The sequence below is a fragment of the Candidatus Komeilibacteria bacterium CG_4_10_14_0_2_um_filter_37_10 genome, assembly GCA_002793075.1.
Taxonomy (GTDB): Bacteria; Patescibacteriota; Patescibacteriia; order UBA1558; family UBA1558; genus UM-FILTER-37-10.
Window position 1 is genome coordinate 1 of the sequence record PFPO01000094.1, and the last position, 20,537, is coordinate 20,537.

Consider the following 20,537-nt stretch of genomic DNA (forward strand, 5'->3'; position numbering starts at 1 on the left):
TAACATTGACATTGTTGCTGGATCGCAGTAATGTTGCTGTAATTAGTTACTTTAAAATAAACATAAATTGTAGGAGCAGAATATGAGTCAGGAAGTTTTATTGCTTTTAGTTGAACATTTTTTAGAACTGTTTAACAAAAAGAAACCCGCTGATTTTGTGGAAAATATGTTGGTTCCGAGCGTGCTGAGATGTAAATATTTTTTTTCTTCGGTGAATTTGCTTTCTTATTGGCAGAAACATAAATACGCCTTTAACTACTTATCAAATGAATTACCAAATTTGGACCCGACTATCACTGAGCAAATTAAAGACATAATTAGCACTCAAGGATTTACTGATTTGCTGGTTATTGACGAGTTATTACCCGAGCAATCAGAGGCCAGAAAATTAGTTCAGTCAACATTGTATCAGCGCATTAATTCCGAGGGAGCAGAAAGTATCCCTTATTGTTTCTTACGAAACTTACTACAGTCAACGGATGGACGGTTAAGAACTGTCGCGGAAAAAGAATTGGTGAGCCGATTACAGATAAGTGAAGATGATAGTATTACTAGATCGTTGCGGTTGACGGTACATTTTTTGGTACTGGACAAAGTTACTATCAATTCCTTTGTAAAAGGCGAAATATTATCTCAAGTTTTTGAGGAACACAAAAAAACATCAATGGCTTAGATTGGAAAACTTGTCATACACTTTTGTCACTAATGTTTATTGCTGATGGCGAACCTAGCGTTTCCCGTTTGACGACCATGCTTGATCGAACTCTTCACGAGAGATTGGATTGCGAAGAAGAGGGTGCTTTGACCTTTTTTCAGTTGTTGTATTGGTGGTGTCAAGCAACTCCTGGTTCGGGATTTGCTATTTATTTGCAGAAATTAACCGATGAATTTTTTCAGTGGAACAAGAAAGAACATCCGAACTTGATAGCCCAGCTGTATTTTGATGGACTATTTACGAACAGCGCTCGTAGTGAAGACGGGCCGGATGAAATAATCTCTTGGCTGTGCAAAACAGTGATCAAAGAATTTGACTTTGTCAGCGAAACTAAATTTAGTGATTTTCCTACTTGGTTAGTGGATATTTTCTCTTGGCCAGTACTGCCGTTAATTGGTCGTACGGAAGTCGTAAAATTGGTTGACTGTTTAAAAAGCAAAGCCCAATATATATTGATGTGCAATGAACATTAATATTTATTAGAAACCCCAAAGATTAAATCGGCGGGGTTTTTTATTTTATTGCTTCAATCTTGATACTTTCTAAAGCAATGCCCTGGTACTGTCTTTTGCTAATATCTTTATCTTCGGCTTGAATAATTATTTCCAATCCAATACTGCTAATTAATTTTAAGTATTCGTCTTTGAGTAAAGCGCCACCAACACAACCGCCAATTAGATCTTCGTCATTTCTTTGAGCGGCAGTTAATTCCGATAGTAAAACAATGTCGGAGATATAAGCACGACCACCTTTTTTTAAAACTCGCTTAATTTCTTGAAAGACTCTCTTTTTGTCCGGAGCGAGATTGATTACACAATTACTAATCACGACATCAATAGAGTCGTTTTCAGTTGGTAGGTTTTCAATATCGCCCAAGCGAAATTCGACATGCGGATAATGATATTTGTCGGCATTTTGTTGAGCCTTTTCTATCATGGACAGTGTCATGTCCACGCCAATGACGCGACCGGTCGGACCAACTTTTTTGGCCGCGAGAAAGCAGTCAAAGCCAGCTCCAGAACCGAGATCCAAAACAGTATCGCCTTCCTTTATTTTACTTAAAGCCAGAGGATTACCGCAACCCAAACCCAAATTGGCATCAGGTACGGAATTTATGTCTTGTTGGCTATAACCAATACTTCTAGCAATAACTTCGGCCATTTTATTATTTTGACACTGGCAACTACCACAGCAAGAAGATTTCTTTTCCGTAGCAATTTGTTGATAAAATTTTTGTACAGTTTGTTTGATTTTGTTAAGTTCCATAGTAGATGGTAAATATTAATTAAGAGCATTAATTAGAAGTTTTGTTTTTGTTGGACCGATTAGTTTTTTTAGTTGTTGCTCGGTTGCTAATTTGATTTCATTGAGGGAGACAAAATTTTGTTGTAGAGTTTTTTTTGTTTTCGGTCCCAAACCGGATATTTTATCCAGTTGCGACAATAAGCCACCTTTTTGATGTCGTTGGCGATAGTAGTTAATGGCAAAGCGATGAGCTTCATCACGCATTCTTTGTAGTAAAAAGTAAGCGGAACTCTTTTTTTTAAATTTTATAATATGGCCATTAGGCAAGTGAATATCTTCGTTTTGTTTAGCAAGAGCAATCGTAGTCCAGGTTGGCCAGTTAGCTATCTTTTTGATCATTCCCAGTTGTGTTTTACCACCATCTAAAATTATCAAATCGGGTGCTGGCCATTCAGGATGATTAATTCGTCTTTGTAATACTTCGAGCATCATTGCGGGGTCATTAGGCTCATTACTTTTTTTGATAGTAAATTTACGGTATTCGTTTTTTGCAGCTTGGCCGTTAATAAAAACGATCATGGAGCCAACAGCATAGACTCCTTGGATATTGGAAATATCATATACTTCAATGCGCTCAGGAATTTTAGTTAACAGCAGACCCTTTTGTAATTGCTCTAACCCCACGCCAAGAGTTTTGTCCGTAGCTGACGGCTGATGATTGAACCTGGCGTATTCCAGCGCATTAACTTCAGCTAATTTAAGCAAGCGTTGTTGCCGACCGCGAGTAGCCGCAAAAATCGGTTTGGTTAAGTTCTTAAAGTTCGGAGCGACAATTATTTTCTTTGGTTGGTCAGTAGTTTGTTGGTAGTAATGTTCAATAAATTGTAGTAGTATCTCCTCATCATTAAGATGTTGATTTTTTTTGACGGTAAAATTATTTTGATCAATTAATTTTCCCTGACGTACTTTAAATAAATTAATAAAGTAATATTGATTGTTTTGTTGCAACCCCAGATAGTCTTCATTTACTTTCTGATGCCAGAGTACTTGTTGTTTGGTTTTAATTTTCTTGACGGCGATTAGTTGATCACGATAGGTGGCGGCTAACTCAAAATCTTGATTATCAGCGGCGGTAAGTATTTTTTGCTCCAAATAGTTAATGGTTTCCTTGGTGTCACCACTTAAAAAACGAATTATTTGGCGAATCATTCCTTGGTAATCTCGGGAGCTGCATTTTTTTTCACAGGGCCCCAGGCACAGCCCTAGATGATACTGCCAACAAACAGAGCCATTGGGCAAACTAGTAAGATCGCGATCGCAAATACGGTAGGGATATATTTTTTTGATTAATTTGATTAGCTGAATCACGTCTTTACCTGAGGTATAAGGACCAAAATAGCGAATCTTCACAGCTGGCAAAAATCTTCTCGTTGTTTCCACGCGGGGCCAGGGATCGCGTAAATCAATTTTAATATATTGCCAATACTTATCGTCCTTCAAATCAATGTTGTAAGGTGGTTGGTATTTTTGGATTAACGTTCGTTCTAAGAGAATCGCTTCTGTTTCATTATTTACCACCGTGTATTTAATTTTCTTAAGTAGTGAAATCATTAATTGCTTGGCTGGGGTAAGCTGATTATTCTTTTGCCAATAAGAGCTAACTCGCGATTTCAAATTTATAGCTTTACCAATATATAAAAGCTGATCATCATGACCCAGAAATTGGTAGATGCCAGGTTTCCTAGGTAAGTTATTTAGTTTGTCTTGGAGTTTGCGCAACATGATGATAGTATAAACATAAACTTTATAACTTGACAAATAGCAAAAAAAAAATTATGGTAGGAGTAATTTGTACATATGTTTAATATATTATTCAAGAACAAAGGAGTAGCTATGGATCGACCAGTTGTGCATCTGAACGACAAGGAGTTGAGGTTTAATTGCTCTTGGTGTCAGCGAAAAAATGTTTATTCAGCTGGTACCTTATTGATCAATACCAATGGTAGTGCTGATTGTACTTGCGCATATTGTCTTAAAATATCATACGCGCCACCACCATTAACTCATGAGCAGTGGGAAAAGCTTTCCACCACTCCCAAGGAACAATTTCTTTGTGATTAAAATAAAAAGCCGCAGTAAACACTGTGGCTTTTTTGTTGTTTAAGAAAGAATGTTAATAGCAGTTTCCGCAGCTTGTTCAAAGAGCGGTTTTAGCTTCCCGGGAATATCTTTTGGTGCTAGCTGTGCTAATAGTTTTATTTTCTCTACAGTTAAACTATTTAAGTAATTAGTTATCAGATCTTCAATCAAGAACATACTTCTACTATTAGCAGCGGTTTTGTCCCAAGCATCCAGTAAAAATTCAATTCTGTTAATAACGTGAACGTTATTTAGAAAATCAGTGAAGGCAGTAGCTACTATTTTCTCTTTAACCGAGCCCGGAGTTGTTTTTTCCAACTCATTAATAAAAGCTTTGATGCTTTGAATTTTTTTAACTAGTTCTTTGAGAGCCAAGGTATTGCGATCTAAGAATAGTTGAAGTTTTATGATTAATTCCAAATTTTCCTTTTTCATAACAATCCTTTCATTTTGTTTTATTGTAAGGTGCTGATTGTATATTTTTTAGCATACAAATTAATATCAGTCAAATAATTCGTCAACACTGGAAGTTGGCAACTCCCGGTGTTGATTAACCTTTAATTAATATTTGGCTTTTTTGCTAATTTGGCGCCAAATTAACATATTTAATCCCGAATTATGATGTGGACTTGACAAGGTAACTTGATTTTTAAACAGTTTAGTATCAATATATGAAGCATCACGGGTTCGTCCCTTGATGGTTCGTCCCTTGATAACTAAATAATCATTTTTCAAACAAATTCCGAAAGGAGAGCTAGCCTATGTTAATGGGCATGCCTATGAGACTCAGAAAAGGATTCGAAAGATCCGCTGAGTCGGTGACCCCTGGTCATCCTGACAAAATTTGCGATCAGATCGCAGATTCTCTTGTTGATCTGGCTATTCAGAGAGACAAGTATCACAGCCACCGTATGGCCGCAGAAGTTACTGGCGGTCACGGTCGTATTTTCATTACTGGTGAATGCAAAGTTCCCGGTTCCGTGGCCTCATTCCAATCTCGCGTTGGCCCGCTAGTGCGTAAGGTTTACAAAGAAATTACGCACGACGACATTGATTCCATTACGTTACACATGGCCAAACAATCACCAAACATTGCTCAAGGAGTTGATCCTGGTGGTGCTGGTGATCAAGGCGTTATGATTGGGTTTGCTACGACAGAAACTCCGGAAATGATGCCGTTGCCATTTATGTTGGCTCGTAAGTTGTCCTCATTGCTCTATCAAGTAGCGCAATCCGGTAAAGTCCATTGGATGCATACTGATGGTAAGACTGAAGTCGTTATGAAAAACAATCAAGTCGAAACTTTAGTAATTGCTATCCAGCATAAGAAAGGCGTCACCAAAGAAGAAATGACGCACGATCTTTATTCTCACGTCATTGAACCCACGTTGGGTTATATGCCGAAGAATTTTGTGCTCAACGGCGGTGGTGAATTCCATATTGGTGGTTTTGCTGCTGATGCTGGTACTACCGGTCGTAAACTTGTGATCGACAACTATGGTCCGGAAATTCCTATCGGTGGTGGAGCTTATTCTGGTAAAGACCCGACAAAGGTTGACCGCTCCGCTGCTTACATGGCACGTTTTATTGCCAAAAACATCGTTGCTCATCACGTTTCCGGTGCTAAAGAAGCCTTGGTTCACCTGGCGTATGCAATCATGAAAGAGGAACCAATGGGATTGATTGCCATTACCGACAAGGGCGTCGATGTATCGCCATGGGTAAGAGAACACTTTGATCTTCGACCTAAGGCAATTATTGAAACGCTTAACTTGTGGCGTCCGATTTACCGCACAGTCAACGTTGGTGGACATTACGGCGTTGATCATGTAGCACATCCTGGGTTGCTTCATATTTGGACCTGGGAAGCGATTCGTACTGATTTATAATCCAGTCACAATTCAAACAAAGGAGAACATACCATGACACACACCATGGATTCACCCGAAAAAGATTCTGACATGGACATGCGTCGCTCAAAAAAGCATCGCAGCCATAACAGAATCAACGCAGGCAAAAAAAAACAACGCCTGTACATTCATCCGGCAACTGACGTAATACACGTTGGCTATAAAACTAAGTGGAGCCAAGGGGCTGTCGCTGTGCCGGAGTTTCGATCAACCACCTATACATTTGATAGCGCCCAACAGGGCGAGAAAGCTTTCAAAATCGCACTCACTGGCAGTAATGACGGGCCACTGATTTACAGTCGGCTCAATCACCCCAATGCCCAAATTTTGGAAGACCGGCTAACAAATTTGGAACCAGGAGCAGGTGGTGCTAAAGTGTTTTGCTCTGGCATGTCTGCCATAGTAACGACGACTCTAGCATTGCTTCCCCCAGGACAAGTACTGGCCTATTCACCGCCGGTATATGGTGGTACCCACGCTTTCTTTGAAGAAGTTCTTTATAGTATGGGAGTCGAAGTTGTTAAAATTAATGGCGGCGATTTACGGAGCGCGGCAAAAATACTCAAAAACATTGGACACCGGTTGGGTATGTTATTTCTGGAAACACCGGCAAATCCGACGCTCAAGTTTGTTGATCTGCGTGCCCTGTCAGCGATGGCGAAAGAAAACAATCCTGATTGTGTTGTCGCTTGTGACAATACTTTCATGGGCATTTTCCAACGGCCATTCAAAATTTCCCCGCATATAGATGTGATAATTTATTCTGGCACCAAGTTCTTTGGTGGACACGCACGCATTATCAGCGGCATTACCTTAGTTCGTAAGGGCAAAGAAGATCTCTTGAAAAAGGTCATGAATATGCGCACGGTGATGGGTACGATTCTATATCCATCAGAAGCTAACGAATTAATTATGAGTATTGGTACATATGAAATCCGGATGAAAGAAGAAGCTGCTAATGCTACCAAAGTGGCAAAATTTTTGGTAAAACACCCAAAAGTAGTCAGCGTCTTACATCCTTCGGTACTCAAACCCAACTCTCCTGATTATAAGATTTATCACCGGGATTGCACTGGTCCTAGTTCTATCATAACCTTCTATTTGAAGACCGCGGAAAAGAAACGCGTTTTTCGTTTCTTGAACGAAGTCGGCAAATATGAAATTATTTTGCAAGCTGTTTCTCTGGGCGGTATAGAAAGCCTGATGACCAATCCGGCTACTACCACGCACTCAGAGATGAGTGAAGTAGAACAAAAGGCTAGCGGTATCACTATCAATTTGATACGTTTGTCTGTGGGTCTGGAAGATCCTGAGGATCTTATCGCTATCTTAAAAGAAGCGCTGGCGAAATACTAAACACAGGAGCTGATCAGACAATTTGGTCAGCTTCTTTTTTTTCATTTTTTCTGAAAGGAAAGATTATGTCACATCATGTCCTAATTGCCAAAGCTTGGCCCTACGCTAATGGGTCACTGCACTTGGGACATATTGCTGGTTTACTAGCGGCGGATGTACTCGCTCGCTATTTTCGCTTGCGAGGTGACAAAGTTCTCTTTGTCTCCGGCACTGATTGCCACGGTACGCCAATCCTAAATTGGTCAATTTGTTGAAGGTAAAAATCCGGCTGAAATCGTGGACTTTTATCACCAGCAATTTACCGACAACTTTCTTCGTCTTGGTTTCACTCATGATCTTTATGCTAAAACCATGGACCCAGAACACCAGCAACTTGTCCAACAATTTTTTCAATGCTTGTATGAACAGCAATATCTGTTCCCTAAAATCATTCCGCAACTTTATTGTTCCCCTTGCCAACGATTTTTAGTAGATCGTTATGTAGAGGGTGAGTGTCCTAATTGTCATGCCAATGGCGCTCGCGGCGACCAATGCGATCTCTGCGGAAAAACGTATGAGGCAATCGCCCTGATCAATCCGCATTGTAAAACTTGTGCTAGTAGTGCTCAAATAAAAGAATCTACCCAACTCCATTTTAATTTGCAAATTTTGCAACCAAAATTGACAGCTTGGATCGATCAAGTCAAGCACAACTGGCGCACTAATGCTCAACACACTACGGAAGGTTGGCTCAAGGAAGGTTTGACTAACCGCGCAGTTACCCGTGATATCGATTGGGGCATTCCTGTTCCGATTGAAGGTTTTACTGACAAAGTCATCTATGTCTGGTTTGAAGCAGTCTTGGGTTATCTGACGACATCAATCAGACACTGTGGTGGTGATTTAGACGCTGGTCCTTGGGAGGCGTGGTGGCGTAAAGAAAACAATCCTTTACACTACTATGTTCACGGAAAAGATAACATTCCTTTTCACACCATTATTTTCCCAGCTATGCTTTTGGCATATGGTAATCTGGCTCTAGCTACTCACATCATTTCCTCCGAGTATCTGCAATTACCAGCTGGTCAAAAATTCTCTACTTCGCAAGGGTGTGGAACTACCATTCCGGACTTTCTGGATTTAGTCGGAAAAGTTAGTGGTCTCGAGGTAGATTCATTACGGTTTTTCCTCATTGCTAACCATCCGGAAAATAAGGATGCGCAATTCTCTTGGACTGAGCTCGCTAATCAGCACAACACTGAACTGGTGAATAAACTCAGTAATTTAGTTAATCGTATCCATAAATTGACATTGGATAATTTTCACAATCAAGTTCCCGAACCAGTTGCATTATCGACACCTGATCAAGCTATGCTCCAAGTCCTAGTTGATGGTTATCAAAACATCGGTACCTCTTTAGAAGCTGGTTCAATGCGTCAAACATCGCGGTTGTGGCTCGAGATTGTCGAAAAGGCTAATGCCTATTTAAATCAACAGGCGCCATGGAAGCAAATAAAAACTGACCGCCAGCAGGCAGCCAATACGCTCTATGTAGGCTGGCAAGTTCTCTGTAACTTACACAGTCTATTGCAACCATTTTTGCCTTTTACCTGTCAACGCCTGGCAAACATTCTTAACTTACCGCCGACAACAGGTAGTTGGCGATTTACTACCTTGCCAGCTGGCACTTTACTCGGTTCCGGCCTATTTCTCTTTACGCGGATCAACCGAGCTGATTTACCAGCTGATTAGCATACACCTGACATAGAAAGAAATAAAATTTCTTCAATTCTGTGTCAGGTTTTTTAATTATTGAGAAATTTTATTAATAATGGATTTTAAGTCATCACCACTAACTAAATTATATTTTTTTGCTACACTCCCACCTTGCAAAACAAGTTCTGCAAAACGGCGACTATCCAAGCCAGAACTGCCGGTAATTAACCCAACTTGATCATCGGGTACGTCTTTCAAACCTTTATAGCTAGCGATGAGATCCGTCTTACCCAATTTGTTTAATTCAGCAGCAAATTCACTGGCCCATAATGTTGTTTTGCAGTTACCAAAATTATCCACCCACCAAATAGCAGCTGGTGCATCAGGAATTTGTTCAATCGGTAAAGGCTGACTAATGATTTTTTTATATTTTAATAAATAAGCGGCCAAGCGTGGCATAAAATCAAAACTTCTAAATTGGCTATTTGCTATATATTCCGGCAAATGATCGGCAATAAAATTAGTGGCAGCCATTTCTTTGGTGGCGGCAGGAATATCAACCACTTGAATCTGATCAATCAAGCCATATTTTTTTGCCAAAGATAAAGTTAAGCCGTCAATAGTAGAAACTACTAATATGTTCTGATAATAAAAATAACCAAACGGCGTACCATTGGGCCATTTTTTAGCGTAGTGATCGCGGGGTGCGACATTCGCTAAAACTACACCACCTTCACCGTCGGTGGCATCAATTAGATCAATTAAGTTGCCAGCCGCTTCTAAATCACTCCCGACGCCAACCAGTTGAGTGGGGTATTTTAATAAGGCAGTAGCACGGGCTACCGATCTACCAGTGGCATTGGCATCATGGCAATCGGTAATAATGGTGGTAATCATAAGTAGTTATTATTAATAAGGATTAATTTTAAAAACAAAAAATTTCCCAGAGCTTGGGAAATCTTCATAATTGTTATTGACTAAACTTTAAACAAAATTTTCCAAGCTAAAAGATTGGGGCATCATACCCATCATCATCGACATCATCATTTTTGCTTGTTGGTTTAGCATAGAGTCTTGTTATTTATATAGTTTAAAGCAGTTCTTGATAGATGTCAAGACGATTCAACTCCCGGAGTTGCCAACTCCCGGTGTTGGTTTAATAATCTTGACTTGTTTTACTTTCTTTTGTATAATGAGCGTTGATTTAATAATAACTGCAAAAGATGTCAAAAAAAGAGAAAATAGCAGAAACGCGAACGAATAAAATCGTAATCAAGGGTGCTCGTGTGCATAATTTGCAGAATATTGATGTGGACATTCCGCGTGATCAGTTAGTTGTTATTACCGGCTTATCAGGATCTGGTAAATCATCTTTAGCTTTTGATACTATTTATGCCGAAGGACAACGTCGCTATGTAGAGTCACTATCAGCTTACGCGCGGCAGTTCTTGGGTTTAATGGACAAGCCTGATGTTGATCAGATTGATGGTTTGTCACCAGCGATTTCTATTGATCAGCGAACTGCCGCGCACAATCCGCGTTCCACCGTTGGTACCGTCACGGAAATTTATGATTACCTTCGTTTATTATATGCCCGCATCGGTAAACCTCACTGCCCTAATTGCGGTCAACTAGTTTGTCAGCAGACAATACCACAAATTACTGAGCGAATTTTTAGTTTTGCTACTGGTACACCTATTATGCTTTTAGCTCCAGTGATACGGGACAAAAAGGGTGAATATCGTAGTATCATTATGCAAGTAGAAAAAGCTGGTTATGCCAAAATGCGGATTGATGGTTTGCTTTATAGTATTGAGGAAGCTGCGCGATTGAATTTGGATAAACAGAAAAAACATGATTTGGAAATTGTGGTGGATCGTTTGGAAGTAAAGCCCGATAACAAAGCACGGTTAGTAGATTCTCTGGAAAAGGCTATTGATTTGGGCGATGGATTATTAACGGTTCACAATAGCAGTGCCGAAAAGGACTATGTTTTTTCTCAACACTTAGCTTGTGCTAAATGTGATATTAATTTACCGCCCCTAGAACCGCGTAATTTTTCTTTTAATAGTCCGCATGGCGCTTGTCCTGATTGTACCGGTCTTGGTACCAAACTAGAAGTTGACGCTGAATTAATTATTCCTAATAAAAAATTAACCTTAGCTCAAGGAGCGATCAGACCATGGTCGCGTACTGCCGCTAATCAAACTTGGTATTATAAAATTATTGAAGCTGTAGCTAAAGCTTACAAGTTTTCCGTCAACGTGCCAGTTGATAAGTTGTCCAAAAAACAAATGGAAGTGATCCTGCACGGCACTGGTGACAAAAAAGTGAAGATGAATTATACGTCAGAAATTTTTGATGGTGGTTGGACTTCTACTTTTGATGGTGTGATACCGCATTTGGAACGTCGGTATCGGGAAACCGACTCGGACTATATTCGTAGTGAGATTGAAAGATATATGCGCATCTATCCTTGTCCTACATGTCAGGGGCGGCGGCTAAAACCAGAATCTCTAGCTGTCACTCTTGGTGATCAAAACATCATTAATGTGACGCAAATGACCGTTGATAAGCTAGATGCTTTTTTTGCTTCTTTAACTGAAGGCGGCAAGAAGGCTTTATTAACTGAGCGGGAAATGAAAATCGCTCATCAGATATTGAAAGAAATTAGAAATAGATTAAAATTTTTGAATAATGTTGGTTTGAGCTATTTAACATTAGACCGGCGAGCGGCAACTTTATCTGGTGGTGAAGCACAACGCATTAGACTGGCGACGCAGATCGGCTCCTCATTGGTGGGTGTTATTTATATTTTAGATGAACCATCAATTGGTTTACATCCACGAGACAACCAAAAATTAATTGATACTTTGAAAGAATTACGAAATTTGGGTAATTCCGTAATCGTGGTTGAGCATGATGAGGAAACTATGTTAGCCGCTGACTATTTGATTGATATTGGTCCTGGTGCCGGTGCCCTGGGAGGAAAGATTGTCGCTGCCGGCACACCAGCAGAAATTATGAAAAATAAGAATTCGTTAACTGGTCAATATTTATCCGGCGTTAAATTTATTGAATTACCAAAAAAAGTTAGAAACGGCAATGGTAAAGAAATTAAGATTATCGGCGCCACGGAGTTTAATTTGAAAAATATTGATGTCGCTATTCCTTTGGGTAAACTAGTTTGTATTACCGGAGTTTCTGGTTCGGGCAAATCAACACTGATGCAAGAAATCTTGGCCAAAGCCCTAGCCAATCATTTTCATCATGCCAAAGACTTTCCTGGTCAGCACAAAAGAATAGAGGGGCTAGAAAATTTGGACAAAGTAATTGCTATTGATCAGTCACCCATAGGCCGCACCCCGCGTTCCAATCCCGCCACCTACACCGGTGTCTTTACGTATATTCGTGATTTGTTTACCCAATTACCAGAAGCTAAAATCCGCGGTTATAAAGCCGGTCGTTTTTCTTTTAACGTTAAAGGTGGTCGTTGTGAGTCTTGCCAGGGTGACGGATTAGTTAAAATTGAGATGAATTTTTTACCCGATGTTTATGTGGAATGCGAGGAGTGTCATGGCAAAAGATTTGCTCCGCAAACGTTGGAGATTCATTATCGTAATAAAAACATTTCCGACGTGCTCGCGATGAGCGTTGGTGAAGCAATGGTTTTCTTTAGTAACATTCCGAGTATTTATCAAAAATTGACCACACTTAACGATGTTGGCTTGGGTTATATCAAGCTGGGTCAATCGGCAACCACACTTTCTGGCGGTGAGGCGCAACGGATTAAGCTTGCTACCGAATTATCACGCCGGGCAACCGGTAAAACATTATATATTTTGGATGAGCCAACGACTGGTTTGCATTTTGATGACGTCAAGAGATTACTACAAGTATTAAATCGGTTAGTTGATAAGGGTAATTCCGTATTAGTGATTGAACACAATTTGGATGTCATTAAGTCAGCTGATTGGCTGGTAGATTTAGGTCCCGAGGGTGGTGATCTCGGTGGGTACTTGGTAGCCGAAGGTAAACCACAAGACTTAGCTAAAATCAAAGAGAGCTATACAGGTCAGTATTTGAAAAAGCTATTTAGTAAATAGTTGCTTGCTTAATTTGTTAGGAAAAACCCAGTACTTGATGAGGAACTGGGTTATTATTTGATATCATTATATAATAAGTTCAAGATAAGTAAGGATAAATATGGACAAAATAGAGCGTTATTTGTTAGCGACAATTCATTTTTATGATCTATTTAACTTCCCCCTGACCTGGTGGGAGTGTTGTCAGTGGCTTTATTTGGACGATCAGAATCAAGAAAGTTTGCTGGACATTGATATCCCAGTAATTAGAGATCGACTGGAACTGTTGGTGGCTAATGGTCAGTTGATTGTCGTTAATGGCTTTTATTGTCTATCGGGCCGCGAAAGTCTAGCGCTGTTACGGCAGCGACGCTATCTCTACGCTGAGTTGAAATTTCAGATTGGTATTCGCGCTATTAAACTGTTAAGAATTTTACCGTTTATTAAATTTATTGGTATTTGCAATACCCTAGCTTATAGCAATGCTTCCGATGATGCAGACATTGATCTGCTAGTTATTACTACCAAAAATAAATTATGGACCGCGAGATTTTTTGCTACTACTTTGATGAAATTATTACATTGGCGACCAACCAAGCAGAATAAAAAAAATAAAATATGCCTTAGTTTCTTTATTAGTGAACACCTTTTAAATATCAATAATTTACAATTTTCACCGCAAGACGTCTATTTGCAGTACTGGGTGAAACAAGTGGTACCGATTTACGATCAGGGCGGTTTTTATGATCTCTGGTGGCAGAGTAATCAATGGGCTAGTAGCTATTTACCCAGAGTTTTACCTTTTGACATGAATCAAGTACGGCGCGTTAATGACCGGCGTTGTCTTTTAATATTAAAGCAGGTAGGGGAGTCAATTTTAGTTAGTGCTTGGGTAGAAAAGTTATTCCATAAAATACAGTTGAAAATTATGCCACCCGAGTTATTAATTATGGCTAATCAGGATACTAGAATTGTCTTGTCAGATCAGGCGCTTAAATTTCATGACCATGATCGCCGGCAAAAAATAGCCCAGCAGTTTCAAGAACGATTAGCGGGGTTAACTCAAAGATATGATTAAAGAGCGCGCAAAAAAAATTGCCGAATATTTATTTTGTTTATTAATTTTTTTGTTGCCCTGGTCAACGCGCTGGATTTATTTACCAGCGTTTCTCAATGGCCAATATTGGGAGTATGGTACTTTGTCGCTTTATGTTACCGAGCTATTTTTTGCGGTGCTGGCTATTTTTGTTATTGGTATTTTTTGGAGCAAGATAGTAGTGCAATCAAGTGATTTATCCTGGTCACGGATCAAGCGTCAAGATAAATTAGTATTGTTATTTATTGTTTATTTGCTGTTTAATTTATGGTTGAGTTTGCATCAAGCTATTAGCTGGCAATACTTCACTTGGTTATTGCAGGGGATGGCCATGTTTTATCTTTGGCGGTTACTCAGTAATATTTGGCAAAAAGCTAACTACAGCTTGTTAGCTGCTGGATTAGTGCAGAGCACTTTGGCTATTTGGCAATTTCTTGAGCAGCGAGTAAGCGCTAATAAGTGGCTAGGTATGGCAGAGCATTTAGTAACAACGCCAGGCGCATCAGTAGTAGAAGGGGCTGGGCGGTTTCTGCGAGCGTATGGTAGTTTTTCTCACCCCAATATTCTCGGTGGATTTTTAGCTTTGGTGATTATTGTTAATATTTATTGGTTGTGGCGCTTTTATCAACAATCAGGTGTTATTACTCGTAGTTCTCATTACCGTCAAGTGATTCACTATTTATTTTTAGTAAGTAGTTTGATGATTAGTAGTTACGCACTATGCTTAACTTTTGCTCGTTCTGCTTGGTTGGCCTTAGGCGTGGGATTAATATTTTTAGCCATCACCACCTACCGACGGCAGAGCAAAGTAGAGACGATTATTGGAGTAAAAATTCTGATTACTATTCTGCTCGTGATTGTATTATTTATTAGCGTTAATAGTCAGTTATTTTTTTCTCGCTTCAGCGGTCAAAGTAGATTAGAAGTGATGTCCAATCAGCAGCGATATACTGCTTTGGTAGAAGTGAAAAGCGTTATTGTCCACAACCTGTTGTTGGGAGTTGGTTTGGGCAACTACACAACCTATGGTTATTGGCTAAATCAAACACACGCAGCCTGGGACTATCAACCGGCACATAATTTATATTTACTAGTCTGGTCAGAAATTGGTTTAATCGGACTATTGATTTTATTAGGTTTTATTTTGCTCGTCATTAAAAGTTTATGGCCAATAGATACAGTAGAAAAGAGGATAAAATTATGTTTAGCGATTACCTTGTTGCTAATCGGTCTCTTTGATCATTATTGGTGGAGCTTATACAACGGTATTATTATTTGGTGGTTAGCTTGGGGTTGGATTAATCATGCTAATAAGGAGTAATATTTATTTTTCTTAATATTTTATAGTATGATTTAAAAAAAGGAAATAAGCGTATAGTAAGAATAGTCTATTATTAATAACGATTAATTTTAAACAATAAAAATATGATTAATTTTGAAAAAAAACCGGAAAATTTAAAAAAAGAAATCTTTTTGGAAAATATTCTAGAAAATATTCAATGTACACCAGGTATTGAATATTCAAATGAGAAGCTCAGTGAAATTAATAATCTTGGTTATCAGTTTAATGTTGAGGATATTTATAATAAAATTAAAAATACTCCAAAAAATAAAGCTCCTTATGATGATAGATATGAAAATAATGAGATGGGAGAGATACTCGGTAAAGGATTTGAATATATTAAAAATGAAGAGATAGATCCATTAAGATATCAGGAATTTGCAGATTATATTCTAAACTCAAATTTTCTTGATTACTCCAAGTCCATTGGTTCGGGAAAAGTGGGTTGGGAGGATAAATATAAGGCATGTAAAGGGCCTTCCCGCGGTTCTCTTTACACAAGTGCGATATATAAAATTGAGGAAGCCGTAATAACTAATCATAGTACACTAAAGTTAGATCCTGAAAAACTTTCAAAAAAAGTTGAGCAAGATTTTATCGACGTTGTCGCACTACCAGACCAGTCTAGCCAAGAGATTATTACACATATAACGAGTTTTGCTGAAAAACATGGTATTTCATTACCATTTGACCCCAATAACTTAGACAGTAAGTTGTTATATGCTGTCCACTCGCCATTTGCGGGTCACGTTAATCGTGATGGGTTTAAGAAGAACATACCTAACTTTGACGAAGTATATGGTTCAGTTATTAAAAAGGAATTTCGCGACGTTCTTAATATCCCCAAGGGAAAATGGCTGGATAAACAAGAAAAGTTAAAAATATGTCCCGACGGGAAAGATGTTGCTGTTGAAATTCATGGTTTTGAAAGAAATATTCCTGGAGTCATAGAGGGTAAATTTATTCTAGGAAAGGACTCAGATAATGGTCTCATTTTTGCATTCGATGGTTCTATGGGTGAGCATATGGATATTCAGGCGAAATATAATATTTCTGAAGTATTTGGTGGGGGGTGGCTCATAATTAAAAACGATGCAAAGAAAATTATATTAAGAGATGCAAGCGAAAAATTTGGTCAAGAACCGCGAATAATAAGTGCTACTATCATTAAGAAGGAGTTCCCTGAGTATGAAGTATTTGCTGGAACGGGAAATTAGTATATTCTGTTTTGCATATTATAGTTTCCACCACGGGGCCAAGAACCTAATTACGTCATCGTAACCCTTACCAATAAAAGTGTAGCTTGATTGCTATACTTTTATTATACGAACTACATCCAACCATCTCCACGTAAAAGATAAAATACCACGCGGGGTATTTATTTTGTATTGGATAGAGCAATATTGACTTCTTTATCTATTTTTGCTAAGGTAAATTATTCGTTATCAATAACGAATTTAATTGTCCATTAATAATAACCAAACAAAAGAGGAAAAGCCATGAGTAATGGAAACGCCTTTAGTCTAAAGTTAACTCAGTTTCATGAGATTACATCTTGTTTAACTGGGGTAGCGGCAAAAATGCTGCAAGATCTTGATGAAGAAACAGCAAAGAAATTGTTGCGAGTTTTACCACGGGATGGTGAATTAACAGCAATTTTTCTCGCCCGGATATTTGAAGCACTGATTTCTGAGCAAACAATAACTGTGGAACCTTATGGTGCTAAAATAGATAAAACAGCATTTGCCATACCAGGTCCACGTCATTGGTTAAATGGTAATTATACTTCCTATCATCAATTAATTGGTAAAAGCTCGCAGTCAATATGTAGTTGGTTAGAAAAACTTTTGATGAGTCAGGATATTGCAGAAATTGCATTGAGAAAAAACAGTTTATCTTTTGCCATTGTTTCACCGGCGGATTTAGGTTTTCTCAGCCGCCGAGTTCAGATTAATCAATTTTTTGCTCGAGCCAAGGATAATGGATTGTTTTTATGTTCTCCGGCAAATGCTTTTACACTCGGCGTCTATCTTAGTTATTTAATTGTTGGCGCTGAGGTTGGTAATATTCCCATAAGAGACGGATTTTATATTTTTGCCATGGAACCCTTCAAGGGTACTAGTGAGATTGGTGGCTTTATGGCAATGCGTAAAGCTGGTACTAATTTAAAACTTAAAAAGTATGAAAAATTATTGGATAATGAAGTTACTGACGAATCGTGGATTTTTGTTCATCAGAACACATTCAAGTTAGGTTATTAGTAAATTTAAATTAGCAACAAATCGCTTAGTTAACACACTGAGCGATTTTTTTATTTGGATAAATAGTTGGATTATTATTGAACGGTATAACAAGAGCATAAATTCATTACTCACCCGTCTTGACAGCAGGGCCGTCTTGACAGCAGAGCAGCATCTGCTAAAATATAAGAAGATTGGCACTCAACTTTATAGAGTGCTAATAACAAATTACAAATTTAGGCAATTTTTAATCATTAATTAAAAGAAATATGCAACTAAAACCATTAGGCGACAATATCGTCGTTAAGGCGATTTCGCGAGAAGAAACAACCAAGTCAGGCATTATTCTGCCAGAAACTATAGATAAAGAAAAACCAGAACAAGGAGAAGTAATCGCGACGGGTCCTGGTAAAATAAAAGATGATGGCACCAGAGCTGCCATGGAAGTGAAGATTGGCGACCATGTACTATTTAAAAAATACTCACCTGACGAAGTGAAGATTGATCAAGAGAAATATTTAGTTCTCTCACAGTCCGACGTTATTGCTTTAATTGAGAAATAAACTATTGAATAATTATTAAGCGAAATTAAATTTATGGCAAAACAAATTATTTTTAATGAAGAAGCACGACAGCGTATCAAACGCGGCGTGGATAAATTAGCTAATGCCGTCAAAGTAACCTTGGGACCGAAAGGACGCAATGTTGTTTTGGATCAAGGATTTGGCGCGCCCATCATTACCAAAGACGGTGTGACGGTAGCCAAAGAAATAGAATTAGAGGATAAATTTGAAAATATCGGTGCCGAATTGGTCAAAGAAGTAGCATCTAAAACTAATGATGTAGCCGGCGATGGCACCACTACCGCTACTGTTCTAGCGCAAAGCATTATTGCTGAAGGTATAAAAAACGTTACTGCTGGCACCAATCCATTAGCTATTAAATCCGGTATTGAAAAAGGAGTAGAGGCCATTGTTAATGAATTGAAAAAAATGTCGCAGCCAGTTTCCACCAGTGAAGAGATCGCTCAGGTAGCAGCTATTTCTGCTAATGATGCCGAGATTGGTAAACACATTGCTGAGGCCATGGCCAAAGTTGGTAAAGAAGGAGTGATTACCGTTGAGGAATCTCAGAGTTTTGGTATTACCAAAGAAGTGGTAGAGGGCATGGAATTTGATAAGGGCTATGTTTCGCCCTACATGATTACCAATGCTGAACGGATGCAAGCTGAATTTGAAGATCCTTATATTTTAATTACCGATAAAAAAATATCAGCCATTCAGGAATTATTACCACTGTTGGAAAAAATGGCGCAAACTGGCCGCAAAGAATTGGTGATTATCGCTGATGATGTTGATGGTGAAGCTTTGGCCACATTAGTAGTGAATAAATTACGTGGCACTTTCAATACTTTGGCTGTTAAAGCACCGGGTTATGGCGATCGTCGTAAAGAGATGTTGCAAGACATAGCTATTTTGACGGGCGGTAAAGTCATTTCCGAAGAAGTTGGTTTGAAACTGGAAAATGCCGATATGGAAGTATTGGGTCGTGCTCATAAGGTAAAGGCGACCAAAGAAAAAACCACTATTGTTGAAGGACATGGTGATAAGAATGAAATCGCTCAGCGTGTAGCGCAGATCAAAAAAGAAGTGGAATTAATGGAATCAGATTTTGATCGGGAAAAGTTACAAGAACGATTAGCTAAATTAGCTGGCGGTGTTGCAGTTATCAAAGTAGGAGCTGCTTCTGAAGTAGAAATGAAAGAAAAGAAACACCGTATTGAAGATGCCTTAGCAGCAACCAAAGCGGCTATTGAAGAAGGAATAGTTGTTGGTGGTGGTGTGGCTCTAGTCCGAGCCACTCGGGCACTAGATGACGTCAAAGTAGATATTGATGAAAAAATTGGTTTGGATATCTTACGTCGCGCGCTAGATGAGCCGATTAAGATGATTGCTAACAACGCTGGTAAAGACGGTAGTGTTATTGCTGAGGCCGTGAAGAATAGATCGGGTAATGAAGGTTATAATGCAGCAACTAATCAATTTGAAGATTTGGTTAAGGCTGGTATCGTTGATCCGACTAAGGTAACCAGAAGCGCTTTGCAAAACGCCGCTTCTATTGCCGCTATCTTTCTAACTACCGAAGCAGTAGTTACTGATTTACCAAAGAAAGAAGAAGAACACAGTCATGGTGGTGGCCGAGGAATGGGCATGGGAATGCCCGGTGGTATGGACATGATGTAATCAATATTGATTGAATATATAACCCAGCCCTTCGCGAAGGGCTGGGTTTAGTATAGCATTGGCTTTTATTGGCTTTTGTAATATAATAACCATGTTAATTATTAAGATAATAATATGGATCAAATGGAACAAAAAGAAACAGAAAAGCCCAAAGCACCAATCAGTGATGATGCTAAGAAAAATGGCTTAATCGCCGCCCTTGGTTATGTTTGGATTTTGTGCTTAGTTCCTTTGCTATTAAAAAGAGACTCTAAATTTGCTCAATTTCATGCCAAACAAGGCTTAGTTTTATTCGTTATTGAACTTGTTGGTTGGTTGATATTTTGGATTCCAGTAATCGGTTGGTTGCTCTTCATTATCGTACTAGTTTATGCTATTATGGGCATTATGAATGCTTTGCAGGGAAACTATTGGGAGATGCCATATTTGGGTCAATGGGCTAAGAAGCTCAATATTTAATTGTCAGTTATA

The 20,537-nt window shown here is 38.9% G+C and carries 19 protein-coding genes; 15 read left to right on the top strand and 4 right to left on the bottom strand.

Annotation, left to right across the window (positions count from 1 at the left end; genetic code table 11):
• Nucleotides 1-82 precede the first annotated feature (82 nt).
• Nucleotides 83-673, top strand: coding sequence for a hypothetical protein (locus tag COX77_04890; protein PIZ98321.1), 591 nt, complete (start codon nucleotides 83-85; stop codon nucleotides 671-673).
• Nucleotides 674-705: 32 nt separating this feature from the next.
• On the top strand, nucleotides 706-1,188 hold the full coding sequence (locus COX77_04895; GenBank protein PIZ98322.1) for a hypothetical protein: 483 nt from the start codon (nucleotides 706-708) through the stop codon (nucleotides 1,186-1,188).
• Nucleotides 1,189-1,228: 40 nt separating this feature from the next.
• On the opposite strand, the gene COX77_04900 is transcribed toward COX77_04895, so the two are convergent.
• Nucleotides 1,229-1,981: an arsenite S-adenosylmethyltransferase gene (locus COX77_04900; GenBank protein ID PIZ98323.1), complete on the bottom strand. Its 753-nt coding sequence runs from the start codon at nucleotides 1,979-1,981 to the stop codon at nucleotides 1,229-1,231.
• 15 nt (nucleotides 1,982-1,996) lie between these two features.
• The gene (locus COX77_04905) at nucleotides 1,997-3,742 is read right to left on the bottom strand and encodes a hypothetical protein (GenBank protein PIZ98324.1); all 1,746 of its coding nucleotides are present in this window, start codon (nucleotides 3,740-3,742) and stop codon (nucleotides 1,997-1,999) included.
• 111 nt (nucleotides 3,743-3,853) lie between these two features.
• Here COX77_04905 and COX77_04910 point away from each other — a divergent pair, with 111 nt between their 5' ends.
• On the top strand, nucleotides 3,854-4,081 hold the full coding sequence (locus tag COX77_04910; protein PIZ98325.1) for a hypothetical protein: 228 nt from the start codon (nucleotides 3,854-3,856) through the stop codon (nucleotides 4,079-4,081).
• Nucleotides 4,082-4,120: 39 nt separating this feature from the next.
• On the opposite strand, the gene COX77_04915 is transcribed toward COX77_04910, so the two are convergent.
• A complete protein-coding gene (locus COX77_04915; protein PIZ98326.1) occupies nucleotides 4,121-4,534 on the bottom strand; it encodes a hypothetical protein in 414 nt (137 codons plus the stop codon).
• Nucleotides 4,535-4,860: 326 nt separating this feature from the next.
• Here COX77_04915 and COX77_04920 point away from each other — a divergent pair, with 326 nt between their 5' ends.
• From COX77_04920 to metG, 4 genes are all read left to right on the top strand, one after another.
• Complete coding sequence (locus COX77_04920; GenBank protein ID PIZ98327.1) at nucleotides 4,861-5,988, top strand: methionine adenosyltransferase; 1,128 nt, start codon at nucleotides 4,861-4,863, stop codon at nucleotides 5,986-5,988.
• Between the two features lie 33 nt (nucleotides 5,989-6,021).
• Nucleotides 6,022-7,365, top strand: a complete 1,344-nt coding sequence (locus COX77_04925; protein PIZ98328.1) for a methionine gamma-lyase — start codon at nucleotides 6,022-6,024, stop codon at nucleotides 7,363-7,365.
• Between the two features lie 65 nt (nucleotides 7,366-7,430).
• Nucleotides 7,431-7,619 carry a hypothetical protein gene (locus COX77_04930; protein PIZ98329.1) on the top strand — a complete coding sequence of 63 codons (189 nt, stop codon included), beginning with the start codon at nucleotides 7,431-7,433 and terminating at the stop codon, nucleotides 7,617-7,619.
• Nucleotides 7,603-9,096, top strand: a complete 1,494-nt coding sequence (gene metG, locus COX77_04935; GenBank protein PIZ98330.1) for a methionine--tRNA ligase — start codon at nucleotides 7,603-7,605, stop codon at nucleotides 9,094-9,096. Before COX77_04930 ends, metG begins: the two co-directional genes overlap by 17 nt.
• Before the next feature lie 57 nt (nucleotides 9,097-9,153).
• Here metG and COX77_04940 read toward each other — a convergent pair whose 3' ends face one another.
• Nucleotides 9,154-9,957: a hypothetical protein gene (locus tag COX77_04940; protein ID PIZ98331.1), complete on the bottom strand. Its 804-nt coding sequence runs from the start codon at nucleotides 9,955-9,957 to the stop codon at nucleotides 9,154-9,156.
• Nucleotides 9,958-10,283: 326 nt separating this feature from the next.
• On the opposite strand from COX77_04940, the gene COX77_04945 reads away from it, so the two are divergent.
• The 8 genes from COX77_04945 (at nucleotide 10,284) to COX77_04980 (ending at nucleotide 20,525) form a co-directional block, all read left to right on the top strand.
• Nucleotides 10,284-13,166 carry an excinuclease ABC subunit UvrA gene (locus COX77_04945; GenBank protein ID PIZ98332.1) on the top strand — a complete coding sequence of 961 codons (2,883 nt, stop codon included), beginning with the start codon at nucleotides 10,284-10,286 and terminating at the stop codon, nucleotides 13,164-13,166.
• A gap of 100 nt (nucleotides 13,167-13,266) precedes the next feature.
• On the top strand, nucleotides 13,267-14,223 hold the full coding sequence (locus tag COX77_04950) for a hypothetical protein (protein PIZ98333.1): 957 nt from the start codon (nucleotides 13,267-13,269) through the stop codon (nucleotides 14,221-14,223).
• Nucleotides 14,216-15,562, top strand: coding sequence for a hypothetical protein (locus COX77_04955; GenBank protein PIZ98334.1), 1,347 nt, complete (start codon nucleotides 14,216-14,218; stop codon nucleotides 15,560-15,562). Before COX77_04950 ends, COX77_04955 begins: the two co-directional genes overlap by 8 nt.
• A gap of 104 nt (nucleotides 15,563-15,666) precedes the next feature.
• On the top strand, nucleotides 15,667-16,800 hold the full coding sequence (locus tag COX77_04960) for a hypothetical protein (protein ID PIZ98335.1): 1,134 nt from the start codon (nucleotides 15,667-15,669) through the stop codon (nucleotides 16,798-16,800).
• Between the two features lie 282 nt (nucleotides 16,801-17,082).
• Complete coding sequence (locus COX77_04965; GenBank protein PIZ98336.1) at nucleotides 17,083-17,844, top strand: hypothetical protein; 762 nt, start codon at nucleotides 17,083-17,085, stop codon at nucleotides 17,842-17,844.
• Nucleotides 17,845-18,092: 248 nt separating this feature from the next.
• Entirely contained in the window at nucleotides 18,093-18,386 is a 294-nt protein-coding gene (locus tag COX77_04970) for a co-chaperone GroES (GenBank protein ID PIZ98337.1), read from the top strand.
• 33 nt (nucleotides 18,387-18,419) lie between these two features.
• A complete protein-coding gene (groL, locus tag COX77_04975; protein ID PIZ98338.1) occupies nucleotides 18,420-20,066 on the top strand; it encodes a chaperonin GroEL in 1,647 nt (548 codons plus the stop codon).
• Nucleotides 20,067-20,189: 123 nt separating this feature from the next.
• Nucleotides 20,190-20,525, top strand: a complete 336-nt coding sequence (locus COX77_04980; protein PIZ98339.1) for a hypothetical protein — start codon at nucleotides 20,190-20,192, stop codon at nucleotides 20,523-20,525.
• The last annotated feature ends 12 nt before the right edge of the window (nucleotides 20,526-20,537 follow it).